Origin of the sequence: Mucilaginibacter sp. KACC 22773, assembly GCF_028736215.1 — a bacterium.
Taxonomy (GTDB): Bacteria; Bacteroidota; Bacteroidia; order Sphingobacteriales; family Sphingobacteriaceae; genus Mucilaginibacter.
Genome location: NZ_CP117883.1, coordinates 4,608,414 through 4,627,425, shown reverse-complemented (window position 1 = coordinate 4,627,425; position 19,012 = coordinate 4,608,414). Strand labels below are relative to the sequence as shown.

The window sequence follows — 19,012 nt, the reverse complement described above, 5'->3', positions numbered from 1 at the left end:
ATCAACAACTATTCATGTTAATAGTTATTGGTTTAGAGCATATTTATTGTATTTGGTTTAATCTTTAGATTTTTGAAGGGTTTCCAGGTAACGTTCAAGGCTATATTCGTCGGGGTAAAGTACATCACGGGCTTTGCTGCCTTCAAAGGCGCCAACAATACCGGCGGCTTCCAACTGGTCAATGATCCGCCCGGCGCGGTTGTAACCCAGTTTCATTTTACGCTGTATGAGCGATGTTGACCCTTGCTGGTGCAATACAATCAAACGTGCGGCTTCTTCAAACATCGGGTCACGGTCATCCGGGTCATATTCTTTAGGGCTGCTGGTTTCGCCTTCGCCAAGGTATTCTGGTAGTAACATGGCGGTAGGGTAGCCCTTTTGGTTACCTATAAAATCAGATATGGCCTCAACTTCGGGTGTATCCACAAACGCGCACTGCAGGCGGATAAGGTCGCTACCGGTCGAAAATAACATATCCCCGCGGCCAATCAGCTGGTCGGCGCCGCCTGCATCCAAAATGGTACGCGAGTCTATTTTAGACAGTACCCTGAATGCCAGCCTGGACGGGAAGTTGGCCTTAATAGTACCCGTAATAATATTTACCGATGGCCGTTGCGTTGCAATAACCAGGTGTATACCCACTGCGCGGGCCAGCTGGGCAATACGGGCTATAGGCACTTCTACCTCTTTACCGGCGGTCATCATCAGGTCGGCAAACTCATCAATTACCAGTACGATGAATGGCAGGTAACGGTGCTTTTCGGGATCGCTTATTTTGCGGTTAACGTATTTGGCATTGTACTCTTTCAGGTTACGTACCTGCGCATCCTTCAGCAAGTCATAACGCTGATCCATCTCGATACAAAGCGAGTTGAGGGTGTTCACCACCTTTTTGGTATCGGTAATAATGGCGTCGGCCTCATCGGGTAGCTTGGCCAAAAAGTGCCTTTCTATCTTACGAAAAAGTGTAAGCTCTACCTTCTTAGGGTCAACCAGTACAAATTTCAGTTCGGCAGGGTGTTTTTTGAATAGCAAAGAAACCAATATAGCATTTATACCTACCGATTTACCCTGGCCGGTAGCGCCGGCAACCAGTAAGTGGGGCATCTTGGCCAAATCGGCTATAAAAACCTCATTTGATATGGTTTTACCCAAAGCAATAGGTAAATCCATCGTGGTATTCTGAAACTTCTCGGTCATCAGGATCGACCGCATCGACACCATTTCGGGGTGTTGATTAGGCACCTCGATACCAATAGTTCCCTTACCAGGCATAGGCGCGATGATACGGATACCCAAAGCGGCCAAACTCAGGGCGATATCATCTTCCAGGTTTTTGATTTTGGAAATGCGGACGCCCGGGGCCGGTATAATTTCGTACAGGGTAACCGTTGGGCCAATGGTGGCTTTTATTTTATCAATCTCGATATTATAATGGTTCAGCGTTTCAACAATTTTGTTTTTGTTGGCTTCCAGCTCTTCGGCATTAACCGAAATTTTGTTTGAACCATGGTTTTCCAGCAAATCGAGGTGCGGAAATTTGTAGGTAGCAAGGTCAAGTCGGTGGTCATAAATGCCAAACTGGTTTACAAGTTCCTGCGCTTTTAAATCGTCGGCCTTTTCAACGCTTAACTCTGGTAAAGGACGGTTAACATCAATGGTAAGAGGTAGGCTGTCATCCTCGGTCCCCATCTTGTCGGCGCTGGTAGGTGTTAAAACAATGGGCTCATGATAAAGCGGGGTTTGTTCCAACGGCTGCTGTTTTATAGGTTCGGGTTTAACAACATTAACCGGGCTTAGGGGGATATCTTTTACACGGTTGCCGCGGGGCCATTCAACAGGCAGGTCAATTTCGTCGTCAATCAGCTCAACAGGCTCGGGTGATACTTCGTCAACAGTTATCGGGGCTACCTTTTTTTCCTTGCGGGATGGTATTTTAAAATCGATGTTATAGGCTATAATCAATACCGTAAGTGCCGCGAATACCAGCAGGCCGCCGGTACCTGCCGGGCCTATCTGGGCATCAAGTAACCGGTTGCTCCAATAGCCGAAGCCGCCCTCTAAAAAATGAGGATAATCTATAATAAACGCGTGAAAATAGCCTATGGCTGTTGAGATGAATACGATACTGAAAATGGAGTAAGCAATTGTTTTAGAGAGCGAAAAAAGCCTTACCTTAAACAGCAGGCGATACCCCAAAACAAAAAATATAAACACAAACAAGAACGATGCTACCCCAAACCACTCATAAATAAATTGGTTGCTTAGCAGTGCGCCAAATTTACCCAGCCAGTTTTGGGCAATATGCGGCGTACCGGTATCGGCAATTTCCTGTACGGTTTTGCCGGTGGCCAGGTTATGCCAGCCGCCATTGGTTGATGAAATATAACTTTGATCTTCTTGCCAGGTAAACAGGTACGATGTAAAGGCGATAAGGAAATAAATAGCCAATAGAAGCGAAAATAAGCCCGCTATTTTTACGCCACGCCCATTTTCCATATCAAAGCGGGGCATTTTAGGGAGCAGTTTTTTTGCTTCCTTCTCTTTTTCGGCCCTGCCGCCTGGTTGGCGTGGCTGATTATCGTCCTTAAAACTATTTGATTTAAACTGATTTGCTTTTACCGGCATCCTGATGTAACATCCTTTAACTGCAAACTTACATAAAATTTCACCTATGTAAACTTTGCAAAAACAACATATAAATTTTTATCTACTGCCAAGTCAAAAGCATTTAATCGCGGGTCTTTAGCCCAAAATCGTAGGTTCTGAGTCAAAAATGACAATCAAACTTAATGGCTTGCAACTAATTACTTATGACTTAACATTACCCTCATCAACCACCCAAAAAATACTAAGTGTTGAAATATAAAGTTAGCAGATTAAACAAATATTTAGGCGTATTTTTATTTTTTTAGTATAATTGAAACAATGGTGCGCTTTACGTTCAACGCGTAGGTTTTGCCTTTATTTATGTGCAGATAATGAGTATAGAACAGGTTGAAGAGTACATTGCTACTGCCAATTTAACCGGACTGGCACAACTGCTTGCCCAAAATCCGAAGCTGGCCACAACATTAACCAGCCAGCGGGTTTCGCCGCTGATGTTGTCATGCTATTACAAAAAGCCCGGTGTAACCGAGTTGTTGTTAAAATACGCCGGCGAGCTTACCATGTTTGAGGCCGCCGCTGCCGGTAAACTGGATTTGATAGCCAACCTTATTTATGATAAGCCCAACTCGCTTGACGATTATGCCGACGATGGCTTTACCGCCCTTGGGCTGGCCTGCTATTTTGGCCACTATGATGTAGCCCGCTACCTGGTGCTAAAAGGGGCCGATGTTAACAGGCCTTCAAACAACGGGTTCCATGCGTATCCCTTACATTCGGCCTGTGCGGGCAACTATACCCAGATAGCCCGGATGCTGATAGAAAACGGGGCCCTTATCAATATAAAGCAACAGGCAGGTGCCACACCGCTGCACTCGGCAGCTCAAAACGGTAACACCGAGCTGCTGATACTATTACTGGAAAACGGCGCCGAAATTAATACCCGCATGGAAGGCGGCAAGCTCCCCGCAGATTTGGCCAGGGAAAAAGGTTTTGATGAGATAGCGGAGATATTGGAATAGGGGGGAAGGTAGAGTCAGGCATCAAGAGTCAAGAATCAAGATGGAAGGGGCTGGATGAGACAATATTAAACATATTTCATTGCCACGCTATCGCTCGCAACGAAATAATTGTTGTGAGGGCCTGAAGCCTAGAAAAATCCCAGACTTACGAAGTTTTAAAACTTCGTAAGTCTTTCGCCGACAAATATTCTGTTCATTTTTAAATTCTGAAAATTCTGATTCAGACAAAATGCGTAAGGGATTGGCGCGGATACCGGCCAATGTGGTTAAGGCCTGTGCAGTATGAGCAAAAAGCCCGACCCCAACTTCTACCAGTTGGGGTTACGCCCTGTTACATTAATACACTTTCTTCTTTTTGTTTCACCTGGTTTTTCTGCTTCTCCATTTCCTCAAAATATTTTTTCTTTACAACGGTGGTCATTTTATGGTCGCCGGTGTGGCTCCAGCCGGGTGGCATTACGATGTACAGGAATTTATTTTTGATACCGGGGGCCTTGTACACATCTTTGACTAAAGCAACTATTTCGCCAAAGTAGGCATCCAGGAAGCTGTTTTTAATCATGGGGCGGCTGATGCCGTATTCTATGGGGATGTTGCGGTCTTCGTTTTGGTAGGTGCCAAAAACACGGTCCCATATGGGGAGCAGGTTGCAAAAATTGGTATCCATATAGGTTACGTTGCGGGCATGGTGCACCCGGTGGTGCGATGGCGTAAGGATAATGTTATTCAGGAAACCCAGGCGGGCATCTTTCATCGCATTTTCGCCAATGTGGATAAAGGTGCCCCAAAAACCATCAATAAACATGATAACGCCCAGCATAACCGGGCTAACGCCTAACAAAATACAAACCGTAGTACGGATAAAATCGGCATACGGAGCCTCTAAAAAGAAATGAGCATTGCTGATGGCGATATTCATGCTTTCGGGCGCGTGGTGAGTGGAGTGCAGGCACCAGAACAACCTTACCTTATGGCCAAAATAGTGGTACAAAAAGTGGGCAAACTCCCAAACAATATAGCCATATATAAACCAATACCAGGTGAACGAGGTTTTGAAAAAGGCATACTTTTCAAACAGCCCTATACAAAGCATCACCATGGCAATTTTAATATACGTGCCGATAAAGGAGTTTAAAACGAACGAAAAAAACGACAGCTTATAATGGATAACTTTAAAACGTTTATAAAAAGCGCCGCGAATTATCTCGAGCAGCAGTAAAAAAGGCAAGATGGGGAATAGCATAGCCCGGAAACCCTCGTAGGTAAGTAGCCTGCTGTAATTGCCCGATTTAATGATGTCGGTTAAGCTACCCCAGCTGCCCCAGCCAAAAAAGCCTTTAAAAAGATCAAGTATGTAATGGAAAAAAGTGCTCATCTGAATTTTTATAATTGGTATAACCGGCAGGTTAATGTATATACATTACAATATTATAAAAATAGATTTGTAAAATGAAAAGATTTGAGTGTTCTGTAATGTAACAATTGGCGTGTGGTGCGGCGTTTAATAAACAAAGGCTTCCATGTGCTGTACGTATTCTTCAAACTCCAGCAGGAAATTGGCATCCTGTTCAAAGTACCTGGCCTTTTCATAATCTTTGCCGGAAAACAGTTTAATTGATTCAAATGAATCCCATTTGGTAACCGTCCAGAAATGGCAAACGTCGCCGTCTGTTTTTCGCCATATTTCGGCAGATAGGTTGCCTTTTATGTTTTTGTATTCGGCGATGCCGGTATCTTCAACATATTTAAGGTATATGTCGGCATCGGTGGCTTTTGTACGACCGTGCCAGATACGTGTTATCACTTTTTTCATAATCTATTAACGCCGGCTTTAAAAGTTTGTTTAAGCGGCCAATTTGATTTGACGTGTTCATTTAAAACAGAATGGATATGTGGATGTTATTTGCTCAGTGATATAAATTAAAAAACGCCCCCAAAGGCGTGGCGTAAAAACACAATTATGAATGTTTATCAACAAAAATGGCTAACGGTATTGCACCACACCAACTTACCCGGATGGAAAATTGAGGCACAGGGAGATGATATTTTTATTGAAATGCCCCACGTTACCGATCTGAAACTAATACGGGATAATCTGCCCGAAACACTGGCTTTAATGTCGTTAGACATCGCCGGGCCTAAAGAAAGGTTGAAATTTATTATTCACAATGGTTATGAGCAGTTTGATTACCTGCTAAACCCCGGGAAAGCCGATTTATAAGGAACCTATTAACTGATTTCGCATTTGGTGAACGTATTTAATTAACAATCACTCATTAGCTTTTAGTTTCTGTATAAAGAGTGAACATGCGGTAACGGCCTTTTATGATTGAAAATGGGTGGTTTTCCCGTTTCAGGTACTTTGTATAACCAACAAAGTGTGTGTACCACCTGGCAATGAAACACCCTGGCACACCCTGGTACGGGGTGGTACGGGCTGAAACACCCTGGTACGGGCTGAAACACCATGGTACGGGGTGGTACACTTTAATGATGTGAAACTAATTAACATAGAACATATAAATAAAACTTTGCTTGCTGTAGTGAAATAGCTGCCAAATGGGTTTTCCTGCACTTTGAAGATGGCAAATATGTGAAAACTTTAGTGCGAGATAACACAACCTGGCCGGCGCCGGTAAAAAAAATGCGTTCCGTATCTCACCCCGGAACGCACCACATAAATGTGTCAACTAAACCTCGGATCTCAGCTTATGATCCCCAAGCTCTTTACTGCGAAACCGGTTTTATATCACTCATTTCTCAGGCTCTTCACCGGGTTTGCTTTTGCCGCTTTTATTGCCTGGAAACTTATTGTTACAAGTGCAATAATTATGGCAGCTAAGCCGCCTGCGGCAAGTAACCACCAACTAATGCTAATGCGGTAAGCGTAAGCTTGTAACCATTGGTGCATGTAATACCATGCTATGGGGGCCGCAACAGCAAAAGCAATTGTAATGAGTATGACAAATTCTTTCGAAAACAAATAAACTATACTGCCCGAGGTAGCACCAAGTATTTTACGGATGCCAACTTCTTTTATGCGCTGCACCGTCATAAATGAGGCTAAACCATATAATCCCAAACAGCTAAGGAATATGGCAATGGCAGCAAAAATTTTGTACAAAGCGGCCAACTGGTTTTCCTGTTTATAAAAACCTGCAATTTTATCATCCAAAAACTTGTATTCATAAACAAAATCGGGAATTGACTTCTCAAATATTTGTTTAACAGATTGCATCGTCGAAAAAATATTTGTCGTTTTAAGTTTTATGCCTACCTGGTTATACATGGTGCCGTTTGTAGCAACAAGTAATGGCGCAAGGCCATGCCGAAAAGACCTGTCGTTAAAATCTTTTAACACACCAACAACCGGACACTTGATAACACCATCCCAAATGCTGATTTCTTTATTCAATATATCTTCGGGGTTTTTAAGCCCCAAGCTTTTCACAAGCGATTCATTCACCAGGAATTCTCGGGTAGTCATGGAAGGCTGCAAATTTCTTCCCGCTATTAATTGTAACTTATACACCGGAATATACCCTTCGTCTGCAAATTTGGTGATAGCCTTAAAGTCCGATTCTTTAATTGAATGGTTAAACTTTATAGTACTCCAGGTATCGTTATTATTTTCAATGGGCGTATTTGAACTGTAACTCACGGCCTGCACGCCGTTTATCGCTAATAACTGGTTCCTCAGGTAATCATACCTGCTCATGCGAAGACTATCTATGCGGAACGGAATATTTACAACGGCATCTTTATCAAAACCTAAGGGTTGATCCATAAAATAGTTCATTTGCCTTACAATGATGATTGTGCCAATGATGAGTGCCTGTGCAATAATGAATTGAAATACCACCAATCCTCTGCGTAGCGAAATTCCGTTTGCGCTATTGGTTGAAAGTTTACTCTTTAAAGCATTAACCGGACTAAAACGCGATAAAATAACAGCCGGGTAAAAACCTGCCAGCGCGGTTACAACAATGGTTATTGCGAAAAGAAATAAAATGATTGCAGGATTGCTAAATATATTGAACGAAAGCGAAAGCTCTAAAAGCCGGCTTACAGCAGAAACTGCAAAAAATGTAATAACTGCTGCAAGTATTACAGCGCCAGCAACTATCAAAAATGTTTCTACGATGAACTGAATTTGTAGTTGGGGTTTACTGCTTCCCAAAACTTTTCGTACACCAATCTCCTTTGCCCGGTTAACAGCTTGCGCGGTAGAAAGGTTGATGAAATTTACGCAGGCAATTGACAAAATGAACGCCGCAATAAGCCACAATACATTAAGTAGCTGACGACTGATTGACTTATTGCTGTAATTAGCTACCTGGGTATCATAATGTACAGCGTTTAAAGGCTGTATTATTTGAATATCCTTGTTAACGGTTGATTTAACCTTTTTTGAATATGCGCTCAGCTGCTGATTGAAATTACCGGCAGCAACATTCGGCGGTAATAAAATATAGCAACCAAAATCGGCTACCGTTCTGTCCCAGTCGGTTGATTTGGCCAAATAATCTCCGGTAAACCCTGTTCCAAAACTAACCACAAGTTTTAGCTGAAAGTCGGAATTTGCAGGAATTGTTGCCAGGATGCCCGAAACTTTTAATACATCGGTGCCGTGCTCAAACATAAACCCCCCCATTTGCAGTTTAATAGATTTGCCTATTGCCGTTTTCCAGTCGCCAAAATATTTTTCGGCGGTCTCTTTTGTGAGCAATACGTTGTTCGGATCTTTTAACGATTCATAAGAACCTGCAAGCAGCGGAAAATCAAATATTTTAAAGAAAGAAGGCTGTGTATAAAATAGCCCCCGTTCCTCTTTAAATACTTTTACCGTAGTTCCGTTATTATCAGGTATCAATAACTGATCATTTTGGCTTGCAAAAATTGGCGCTACCTGTTCTACCTGGGTAAAAGCAGTCTTCAATCCAAGTGGTAGTGGAAACGGGAGGTCTTTTCCATATGATATATTTCCTGCGTCCTGGTGATGATATTCGGTTAGCACACGGTAGATGCGATCTTTTTTGGAGTGAAAAGCATCGAAGCTTGTATGGTATTGTATAATGATAAAAATCATCATACAAACGGCAATGCCAACAGCCATGCCAATAATATTAATAGCCGCGTAGCTTTTATTGCGCGTAAGATTGCGCCAGGCTATTTTAAAATAATTTTTGAACATATAATTGCGATTTAATTTGTGAGTAGACCACGTAGGTGTGGTTTCCTGGAACGAAATTACCTTCGCAAAGCGGGGCGAACGCCCCAAACTATAAGATGGGCCTTCTTTTTTTTGATGATTTTTATATTCAGCCGGGCTTTTCCCGGTTATTTGTTTAAAGGTGCGGTTAAAAGTAGTTTTAGAGTTGAAGCCCGATTCAAAAGCAATACCCAGCAGCGTAATGTGATCATAAGCCGGGTTTTGCATTTTTTGAACAACAGCTGCAACGCGATACTCACCAACGAAATCGTTGAAGCTTTTCTTGAGTGCTGTATTGATGATGCGCGATAACTCATGAGGGCTCAGTTCAAGCTTTTCGGCCAGCGAAGCGAGGCTTAGGTCAGGGTCCTGGTAATACAAGCCGGCTTGCACGGCTTTTTTTAGCCAGGTACCCCTTTGCTTCATTTCGGCAGGAAGCGGTGCGCTGAACAACGCGGGCGACTCGGCCGGTACACTTGTTTCCTGCCTGAAAAAAGCAACTGCCGACAGCCAGGTGGTCATTGCCGCTAATAAGAAATACAGAGGATAATAGGCATGTATACCTAACTGATGATGATAATAAAAATAATCTATGGCGATATAAGGCACCCACAATAGCCATAACAGGCCAAAAATGGTTAGCAAGCGATGCAGCCACCGCAGCTGGTACCGGTAACGATCGTTCACCGTATTAAATTCCAGCTGTTGGTAAAAACGTTCAATCAGCCTGAAAGAGAGGTATAAGTATACGGTGACAGATATAAACGCGGACAGGTCCAATACCGGGCTCAGTTGCCGAAAGATCAGTGTATCATAAGTGGCGCCTCCCGTCGTGATGCTCTCCATGATCTCCAATACCCAAACGGCCAGTTGCAACAACCATGGGCTAAAATGCAGCAGATTCTTCCAGCGGAATTGATATTCCGGCCGGGTTATTTTAAGCACATAAAAATAGATGAAGGGGCCAAGCGTGATGGAAAATTGCAGCGGTAACCAGCTCCACCGGGGGAAATAGCTATCCAGCCTGATGTCAATGCCCAATACCCAGGCCATCCACAAAACGATAGTTGCCAGGGCCAGGCCAATAAACCGGTTTGCAGCCCGGTTCACTCCTTTGGCAAACCATAACTGCAGGCTAAAAGTTAGCCCAATAAAAATGGCTCCCAGGAAAACCAGGTCGAACAAGCTGATATGGAATGTGTATGGATTCAAATGAGGTAAATAACTTCCAAATTACGAATATCTTGACATATAAGGATGGCCTGTTTTATAAATTCGTTTCAGCGTGGCCGGAGTTCTCTAAATGTGAAACACGCTTCTTCATGTTTATATTTTCAATAAAACAACCTCGCCTAAAGGGAGGTTGTTTTATCGGACTAAGAAAGAAAATCACCAGTTTGGCAGATATCGCTATGTCGGCTAAAACTCCACATGCGCCCTGATACCCAAAACATTGACCGGCCCGCGGTCTTTGTTATAAGCTGGATTTATTATAAACTGGTAATCAGGCGATAACCATAATTTATGCTGATAGGCGTTAATCTTGTAATAAAGCTCGGCGATCATTTCGGGTGCATAATTCAGTTTACCGTCCCCGATCAGGAACCCATAACCGCCTACGGCTAAATAATCCTGGTGCGGCTGCGATAACCCATTGCCAATAAAAGCTACACCCAACTCATCGTCGCCACGTTTCCAGGATGTACCTTTTAACACACCACCAAAACTAATCGAACGGTCGATCTCCGTAAAATACCAGGTTTCGGTATGGCCGTCATTCCAGCTTGCTTTAGCGAACACCCCGAAATCTTTGGTCAGGTACTGGTCGGCACTAATGCCAAAACCATATTTATGCCTGCCATAGGCCTGTGTGGTATCTACATTTGGCGCAACAGGGCTTAAAGCCAGCGCCTGCCGGTAATCCCCCATTTTACCATTGTTCCTGAAACCTAAGAGGCGCACGGTACCTTTTTGTCCGCTGATGGTATACCTTTTTTCATATTCTAAGGTCTGGGTATTGGCTTTACCAACTTTGGCATCCCATATTGCACCATTAGCTTCCGTAGTAGACATGGTGTAAGCAAATCGCAACGTCCAGTTCGGTTGTCCTAATTCAGCAGTGGCACCGATCACATAACCACGGGTATTGGCCGGGTAATCCCAGGCAGCATTATCCATCAGCGCCCAGTTCATAAACTGCGCGCGGGGATCATGGCTAAATTCGTTACCGTCAAAGAAATCGGCCATGCCATACTTACCCACCACGATAGAAAAATAGCGTTTGCTTTTGATGCCAGCCAATTGGTTCACGTCATCGGTCAGCGTATCTTTCTCGGTTCCCCATTCAAATTGCTGCTTTAAATAAAGTCTGGCAATATAAATTTCAGGGGACGCGCTGCCCACCCGGAACGTTTCGCCGTTGGGGAAACCTGCCACGCCCAATGTTTTACTTAAACCGGCACCGCCCGACATCTCCGGGTTAAAGTAAGCTTCTGCGCCCTTCCATAGCCGGGCACCTCCAAATAAGGATGTCGTAATGGAACTTTGCGTTTCTGACCCGGTGAGCAGGCTGTTGTCGCCGCTGTATTTAGCGCCAAAAGCCGGTTTGTATTGCGTAATGACTGTTTGCTGAAAGTGCAAATTAAAGCGTTGCTGTTTTACGGTATCCTGTGCAAAGGTGAGCTTAATCGTATTAAGCAGTATGATGGTGATGAGTACGTATTTTTTCATAACGTATGATTTTGGATGTGTATTTAAAAATTGAGTTAATGGCGCAGGATTAACGATGATGAAAATGATTCATCAGGTAGTCGACCAGCGCCACGAGTATGGCCATGCCAATGATGGCCAATACCATTTTTTATTATTCTTATTTAGAGCCATAAAGAGAATTTTTTAATGAACCAGGTTTTAACCAGTTGGGTTAACAGGCAGTAGGTAAATAAAATACCGATTAGCCACGGAAAAAATGCTAAGGGTAAGGTTTCCATTTTAAAAGCCGTGGCAAACGGAGAAAACGGAATAAATATCGCTATCGCCATAATTGCTGATGTTAACGCCACCACGGGTGCGGTCGCCCAGCTTTGGATAAACGGTATCTTACGGGTACGGATCATGTGTACGATTAAAGTTTGGGAGAGCAGGCTTTCCACGAACCACCCGGTCTGAAACAGGCTTTGATGTGCCGGGCTGTTGGCCTTAAATACGAACCACATGACCGCGAACGTGGCATAATCGAATATGGAGCTGATCGGGCCAATAAACAGCATGAACTTACTGATGCCCCTTGCATCCCATTTTTGCGGTTGCTCAATAAAATCATCATCCATGCTATCCCAGGGTATGGAGGTTTGAGAGATATCATACAATAAATTGTTTACCAAAATCTGGATCGGCAGCATTGGCAAAAATGGAAGCAGGGCGCTGGCACCCAACATGCTGAACATATTTCCAAAATTGCTGCTGGCGGTCATTTTGATGTATTTGATGATGTTACCAAAAGTCCTCCGGCCATAGATCACACCTTTACGCAATACCATCAGGTCTTTTTCCAGCAAAATAATATCCGCGCTTTCTTTGGCGATGTCCACGGCGGTATCTACAGAAATACCCACGTCGGCATCCCGCAAAGCTGCCGCGTCATTGATGCCGTCACCCATAAATCCTACAGTATGGCCTTTGGCCTGGAGCAATTGAATGATCCGGGCTTTTTGGATAGGGCTCAATTTGGCCAAAATACTGGTTTCATCAAGCTTTAAGGACAAGTCCTTATCGCTCATTTGTTCCAATTCTTTGCCTGTAAGGACATGCTGCACCGGAATGCCTACGTCACGGCATATCTTTTTGGTCACAACCTCGTTATCACCTGTCAATACTTTGATGCTTACCCCTAATTTCTGTAACCCTTCAATAGCAGGTTTCGCCGATGGTTTGGCCGGATCCAGGAAGCCGACGAATCCGGTCAGCACCATATCAGTTTCATCCGCCACAGAATAAGTCAGCGGGCGTTCGTCATATTCCTTGATGGCGACGAGCAATACTCGCAAACCTTCCTCGTTGAGTTTGCGGGAGGTATTTAAGATGATTTGACGCATCGCGTCATCCATCGGCACGATCTTGTCGTTCTCGATATGCAGTTGCTTGTCTTCACCCGGATCAAAGGCACGGGAACAGAGGTCAAGCATTTCCTCGACAGCACCTTTGCAGATCAATAAGTGTTTCCCGTTCTTTTCTTCCAGGATCACGCTCATTCTCCGCCTTTGGAAATCAAAGGGTATTTCATCGATCTTTTTAAAAGACTCATCAGCCTTAACACAGCTATGTATTTCCGCATGTTCCAATACGGCTACATCCAGCAGGTTTTTTAGCCCGGTTTGATGGAAGCTATTGAGATAGGCCCATTTCATCACCTCATCATCGGCATCTCCAAAAACATTCAAATGCCTTTCCAATACGATCTTATCCATCGTCAGGGTGCCCGTTTTGTCAGTACAGAGGATGTCCATCGCGCCGATATTCTGGATAGCATTCAGCCGTTTAACAATAACCTTACGCTTGCTCATGTTTTTTGCCCCTTTGGCCAGGTTGGCGGTAACGATCATCGGCAGCATTTCAGGCGTTAAGCCGACAGCCACAGAAATGGCAAACATCAGAGCCTCAAACCAATTGTGTTTGGTCAGCCCGTTGATCAGGAAAACCAGTGGAACCATCACCAGCATAAAGCGGATGAGCAGCCAGCTTACCTTATTAACGCCTTTATCAAAGCTGGTTTCGTTGCGTTTGCCGGTAATCGCCTTACCGATGGTACCGAAATAGGTGAGGTTACCCGTGGTAACCACGATGGCGTGTGCGGTTCCGCTCACCACATTGGTGCCCATAAAACAGATATTTTCCAGTTCTAAAGGCGATTTTTTATGAGCATCGGAAATAGCTAACTCTCGTTTTTCAACGGGCAGGGATTCCCCGGTCAGCATGGCCTGGCTCACAAATAAATCTTTTGATTGGATAATCCTGCAATCGGCAGGTATCATATCACCTGCACTTAGAAATACAATATCACCCGGAACCAAGTCTATAATGTTGATCTCGAATCTCCCCTTATCCTGGCGTATCACCGTTGCGGTAGTTTTGACCATGCTTTTAAGCTCTTCGGCTGCTCTGTTACTGGTGTATTCCTGCCAAAAGCGGAGCAGCGAACTGAGCATAACCATCACGCTAACCACGATCACCGTTTTATAATCCTGTTCACCGGGCGCGGCCATCAATACGTCCATGACAAACGAAACGGAAGCCAATACGATTAACACTGCAATAAAGGGGTTCAGAAAAGCCCGGAACAACTGCACATACCAGGCCGGTGCCTTTTCGTGCTGAATCTCATTAAGCCCGAATTTCTCTTTTTTAACTGCTATTTCAGCTTTACTTAATCCCTGTTCGTTACTTTCCAGCGTGGTATAAAACGATTGGTTATCTTCTTTAGATACCCTGCGAAGTTTGGTAACTGCGGCATCATCAAAGCCGGATACGGAGCCATTATTGGAAATCTTAAATTTCCTGGCGGTTGCTGCTATAGTCATTTGATGTTATTTTTTAGTAGTTCAATAATTAAAAGTGCGCTTCCGGCCATCACCAGAAATGCCGCTGTCTTATTCAGGTATTTGAATGTTTTTTCAAAATGATATTTCCCCAACAAAGTGCCCGCTATCAAAAAAAGGGCAATCAAAGAAAGGAGGGTAAGAATAACGACCCGGTGATCCAAGTTCAGCCAATTCAGGGCGCAGCCAAAAGCAAATACATAGACAGATGAGCCTAACCCTATTTCCAAAAAGTCCCAGGTATTTAAGATAGCCTGTTTGACCGCGCTGTTTTTGAGTTTCAGTTCCTGCAACATCCGGATGCTCATCGAAAATAATAACCCGATGGCAATCAATTGTTCTTCCCCTTTCAGCATCCCTTTGGTCAACAGGCCAAACCACTTACCGTAGAACAGTACCATGTTCTGGATGATAAAAAGCAGACCCAGTATCAGCAGCCAGTGTGGGGGACGAACGGTTGGCTTTGGTCGTTCCGCCCGGGCTGATTTAAACACAGCCATGCCGTTACCGCTGACAAAAGCAAGTACCAGGTTATCCGCAGCCACTCCGGCGGCGATCAATAGTAAGGCTATGTTACAGATCATCATCATTGGGATATGATTTCCTTGTTTTCATCATTCAGTTGGCGGCAATAAAACACGGGAAAACGAAAAGCTAAAAACCCCGGCGGTAGGGAAAGCAATGACCTTAACAGGCTTTTGCTGACTTGCGGGGATTAAATAAATGGGGGTATTAACGGCAATTAAAACCGCGTGGATTTTTTCTCTTTTACGCATGACAATAATTTTTGTCCCGATAGAACAGGACTGCGTAGTTGAGCGGCCCTGGGTTTAACGGGAAATGAACAATAAATGACTAATTCTACTCGGACCTGTATCCATGATACTTTTATTTAAAATGATTTCTTTGCTGAAATGCGCTGCAAAGGTAACACCCGCCCAGGGGATGAGCAGTTAGAGAACTCTTAGAAAACTATTAGAAAGTCATTAGAAAAGGCTAAACGTGCGGCAATTCAACCGTAAACGTGGTCCCTTCATTTTTTTGAGAAGATACCGTGATTGTGCCTTTATGCAGGTCGATGATTTTTTTGGTGAGGGACAGGCCGATGCCGTTCCCGCCGGCAAATTGCTGATTGGCACCCCGGTAAAAGGCGGTAAAGATATGCGGCAGTTCCAATTCATCCATACCAATGCCGTGATCCTGGAAGCGCAGAATAGTCTTGTCTTTAAAATAAGTGATGGCGACAGCGGCTTCATTATCGGTTGAGAATTTACATCCGTTTTCCATCAGGTTGATAAAAGCGACCCGCAACAAATACTCATTACCCATGACTGATATAAAATCATCATCCTCAATTTCTTTTTCAAAAACGATATTGATCTTACAGCCGGGCTGGTCATGCAAGGCATCGTTACGGGCATCCAGTATCAGTTCATCCAATCGCAATTCCTTAAAGGCGATTTCGGTATGGTCATAATTGGCTTTGGCGAGGTCAAGCAGGCTATTGGACAGGCGAACCAGTTTTTGCGCATCACTGATCGCATGGTGTATGGCATCCTTATAATACTCGTTACTTCTTTCTTTTTCTGCTGTGACCTGCAACTCGGTCAGCATGGCCGTCAGCGGCGTTCTTAATTCATGTGAAATATTCGAAACAAATTCCTTTTGCGCGTCAAAGGATTTTTCCAGCCGGTTCAGCATCGCATTGAAAGTAACCGCCAGTTCCGCGATCTCATCTTTACCATTTCCTTCGTTGATCCGCAGGTCAAGATTAGTGGCCGTAATCTCTTCCACCTTGTCCACCATATCCGAAACCGGGTTGAGTGCTTTAGCGGAAAAAATATATCCGGCGATATAAATAAAGATAATAGCGACAAAAAAGGCGATGATGAGCGTGTATTTTAAATTACGAAGTTTTGCATAACCATACTGGTCGTTTGCGGCAGATGTGATCACGTAATCCTTGTTGTAATGGTGGTAAAAAATGCCCACTACCTGCATTTCTCCCTGGTAAAATTTGATCTGTTTTCTGGCAACGATCTCATCGATCATCTGCCGGGTTTCTTTTACTTTGTCTATTTCGACCGCATCATGATAAAGCAGGTTAAAGGAAGTATCGTAGATTGCTACTTCTTCCTGGAACAGGGTGTTTGGAGAGTGTTTGTAGATCAGTTGTAAAACATGGGGCTGTATTTTTGCATCCAATAACAAATTAGCTTTGGTGATCGCCGTATGGCGTAGGGAGCTATAATACTCCTCTTCCCGGCTTTCGGAAAAAGAAAAATAAACCACCAATGCAAAAGCCAGCAATAGCGCTGCTATAATTCCGGTAAAAAGAAAAGTAAGCCGGTTACGGATGGTCATTTTTCTGCTGCAAAAATAAACCCAAGACCTTGTTTGGTATGGATCAGTTTATCATTAAAATCTTTGTCTATCTTCTTCCGGAGATAATTGATGTAAACATCGATAAAATTCGTTCCCGTATCAAAATGAGTATCCCATACCTTTTCAGCGATCTCCACGCGGGACAAAACCCGCTCACTGTTTTGCATCATATATTCCAGCAATTTAAGTTCCTTTGGCGTGAGACTGATGGATTTACCCGAACGGGTCACGGTTTTGGTTTGGTTATTCAGTTCCAGGTCGGCATATCTTAAAATATCCGGCTGCAAAATGTGATTGCCGATTTTGCGGTTCATCACCGCGCGTATGCGTACTAACAGTTCCCTGAAATCAAAGGGTTTTACTAAGTAATCATCCGCACCGGCATCAAAGCCCTCTACTTTATCGTCCGTAGTTCCCAGGGCGGTGAGCAGGATGATCGGCATATCCGGCTTTGCCGAACGGATATCCCGGCAAAGTTCAAGGCCTGTGAGTTGGGGCAAAATAATATCGGAAATTAACAGATCGTAATCATGTTGCAGGGCCAGTTTTTTACCGCTCAGCCCATCATAAGCTACCATTGCCGTATGGCCTTGTTCTTCTAATCCCTGTTTGACCAGGCTGGCGATACGTTCTTCATCTTCTACGATCAGGATTTTCATAGCTCTCTTGCTTATTTTAATAAAGTATCTTGCAGGATCTTAAACTGGTCGTAGCTTCCGTTTATGGACAACAACTTTCAAACGCTTTTTTGTATAAAACCAAAGATTTATCCTACGGGAATTAAATGAAAGGGGATTCACATACGATTTTAGGGCAATAATAACTGAAATTAGGGTGAGCCCCAATTTTTTTTCGATTTGCACTTCTGCACCTTTTTGCGTACAGAGTCGCATTTTAAATTAAAGCGCAACTTCATTAAAAGAAAATTCAAATAAAATTTGGATATAAGACAGGCTTAGAATAAGAAGTTAACTTTTTCACGGTGGCTTGGCAGGCAGCACTAAGAATCGAGTTTAGCCTTGGTTGATACCAAAACTACCGAAAGCCCCATGAGCGCGATGAGCACAAACGATGCCCGCAATGTGGCAATACCTGCAATAAAGCCGATAACCGGAGGACCTACAAAAAAGCCCAGGAAGCCTATGGTTGACACGGCAGCCAAGGCAACGCCCGGCAGCATAGTTTTTGATTTGCCGGCAGCGCTGTACACCATCGGAACAACAGACGATACGCCTGCGCCAACTAACAGGAACCCGAATATGGCGGTGTAAAAATCAGGAAAAATTACTGCGATAGTAAGGCCGGTAGCTGTTAAGGCGCCACTTACCTGCAAAGTGCGTTTTAAGCCGTACCTATGAGCAAATCCATCGGCCACAAAACGGCCTATAAACATGGTACACATAAAGGCGGTGAAACCAATACCCACCCACTCGGCAGGGGCAAGCACAATTTTTTTGAAGTAGATAACGCTCCAGTCAAACATGGCACCTTCACATATCATCGAACAAAATGCGATGATACCTAATTTAATGAGCGATTTATCGGGCATGACAAATGCTGGCCCTGCGCTGGCTACCTTATCATCTTTTAAATAACGGGCAGATATAGCCAGCCCCGTTACAATAACCAGCAGCATAAACAAAAAGTGGTATACAGGCGCTATTTTAAATGCAATCATTAGCGTACCAAAGCCGCCGCCAACAAAACCTGCCAGGCTCCATAAACCATGGAAAGAGGCCAATATGGGCCGTTGGTATATTTCTTCAGCAGCCACGGCTTGTGTATTAACAGCTATATTAACGGCATTACTGCTAAACCCAAAACAAACCAGGCAAATGATAAGCTGAAAAGTATTTTGAGCCAGGCCCAAAGTAACCAATGCGCAGGCATAAACCAGCAATGCGCCGATGAGTAACCTGCGGCTGCCAATTTTGGTAATAATCCAGCCCGAAAATGGCAGGGATGCCATTAGCCCAACGGGTAGCGAGAATAACACGGCGCCAAGTGCCGCATCAGACAGGCCCATGGTTTGTTGTACTGTAGCGATACGCGATGCCCAGCTTGAAAAGCTTAACCCGGCCATAAAAAACATAGCTCCCACGGCAATGCGCAATGTTTTTTTGTTATTTAAAACCGGTAGGGCGGGTGCATCTATCATTCTTATTTTATTATACTAAGTGTATTTTTTACAC

The 19,012-nt window shown here is 44.0% G+C and carries 13 protein-coding genes; 2 read left to right on the top strand and 11 right to left on the bottom strand.

Annotated features, from left to right (window positions below; all coding sequences use genetic code 11):
- Positions 1-57: 57 nt before the first annotated feature.
- Entirely contained in the window at positions 58-2,628 is a 2,571-nt protein-coding gene (locus tag PQ469_RS18810; RefSeq protein ID WP_274209065.1) for an FtsK/SpoIIIE family DNA translocase, read from the bottom strand.
- A 353-nt stretch (positions 2,629-2,981) separates the two neighbouring features.
- On the opposite strand from PQ469_RS18810, the gene PQ469_RS18805 reads away from it, so the two are divergent.
- Positions 2,982-3,629 carry an ankyrin repeat domain-containing protein gene (locus PQ469_RS18805; RefSeq protein ID WP_274209064.1) on the top strand — a complete coding sequence of 216 codons (648 nt, stop codon included), beginning with the start codon at positions 2,982-2,984 and terminating at the stop codon, positions 3,627-3,629.
- A gap of 331 nt (positions 3,630-3,960) precedes the next feature.
- On the opposite strand, the gene PQ469_RS18800 is transcribed toward PQ469_RS18805, so the two are convergent.
- Positions 3,961-5,004 carry a sterol desaturase family protein gene (locus PQ469_RS18800; RefSeq protein ID WP_274209063.1) on the bottom strand — a complete coding sequence of 348 codons (1,044 nt, stop codon included), beginning with the start codon at positions 5,002-5,004 and terminating at the stop codon, positions 3,961-3,963.
- Positions 5,005-5,130: 126 nt separating this feature from the next.
- On the bottom strand, positions 5,131-5,442 hold the full coding sequence (locus PQ469_RS18795) for a hypothetical protein (protein WP_274209062.1): 312 nt from the start codon (positions 5,440-5,442) through the stop codon (positions 5,131-5,133).
- 147 nt (positions 5,443-5,589) lie between these two features.
- On the opposite strand from PQ469_RS18795, the gene PQ469_RS18790 reads away from it, so the two are divergent.
- Entirely contained in the window at positions 5,590-5,850 is a 261-nt protein-coding gene (locus PQ469_RS18790) for a hypothetical protein (RefSeq protein WP_090644733.1), read from the top strand.
- 528 nt (positions 5,851-6,378) lie between these two features.
- On the opposite strand, the gene PQ469_RS18785 is transcribed toward PQ469_RS18790, so the two are convergent.
- The 8 genes from PQ469_RS18785 to PQ469_RS18750 form a co-directional block, all read right to left on the bottom strand.
- Positions 6,379-10,053 (bottom strand): ABC transporter permease, encoded by a 3,675-nt coding sequence (locus PQ469_RS18785; protein ID WP_274209061.1) that lies wholly within the window; start codon positions 10,051-10,053, stop codon positions 6,379-6,381.
- A gap of 207 nt (positions 10,054-10,260) precedes the next feature.
- Positions 10,261-11,571 (bottom strand): carbohydrate porin, encoded by a 1,311-nt coding sequence (locus PQ469_RS18780; protein WP_274209060.1) that lies wholly within the window; start codon positions 11,569-11,571, stop codon positions 10,261-10,263.
- Positions 11,572-11,714: 143 nt separating this feature from the next.
- Positions 11,715-14,417, bottom strand: coding sequence for a magnesium-translocating P-type ATPase (gene mgtA, locus PQ469_RS18775; RefSeq protein WP_274209059.1), 2,703 nt, complete (start codon positions 14,415-14,417; stop codon positions 11,715-11,717).
- A complete protein-coding gene (locus PQ469_RS18770; RefSeq protein ID WP_274209058.1) occupies positions 14,414-14,980 on the bottom strand; it encodes a manganese efflux pump in 567 nt (188 codons plus the stop codon). The genes mgtA and PQ469_RS18770 overlap by 4 nt, the downstream gene beginning before the upstream one ends.
- 69 nt (positions 14,981-15,049) lie before the next feature.
- The gene (locus PQ469_RS18765; RefSeq protein WP_274209057.1) at positions 15,050-15,211 is read right to left on the bottom strand and encodes a hypothetical protein; all 162 of its coding nucleotides are present in this window, start codon (positions 15,209-15,211) and stop codon (positions 15,050-15,052) included.
- 220 nt (positions 15,212-15,431) lie between these two features.
- Entirely contained in the window at positions 15,432-16,799 is a 1,368-nt protein-coding gene (locus PQ469_RS18760) for a sensor histidine kinase (RefSeq protein WP_274209056.1), read from the bottom strand.
- The gene (locus PQ469_RS18755) at positions 16,796-17,479 is read right to left on the bottom strand and encodes a response regulator transcription factor (RefSeq protein ID WP_274209055.1); all 684 of its coding nucleotides are present in this window, start codon (positions 17,477-17,479) and stop codon (positions 16,796-16,798) included. Before PQ469_RS18755 ends, PQ469_RS18760 begins: the two co-directional genes overlap by 4 nt.
- 341 nt (positions 17,480-17,820) lie before the next feature.
- Positions 17,821-18,978 carry an MFS transporter gene (locus tag PQ469_RS18750; protein WP_274209054.1) on the bottom strand — a complete coding sequence of 386 codons (1,158 nt, stop codon included), beginning with the start codon at positions 18,976-18,978 and terminating at the stop codon, positions 17,821-17,823.
- Positions 18,979-19,012 lie beyond the last annotated feature (34 nt).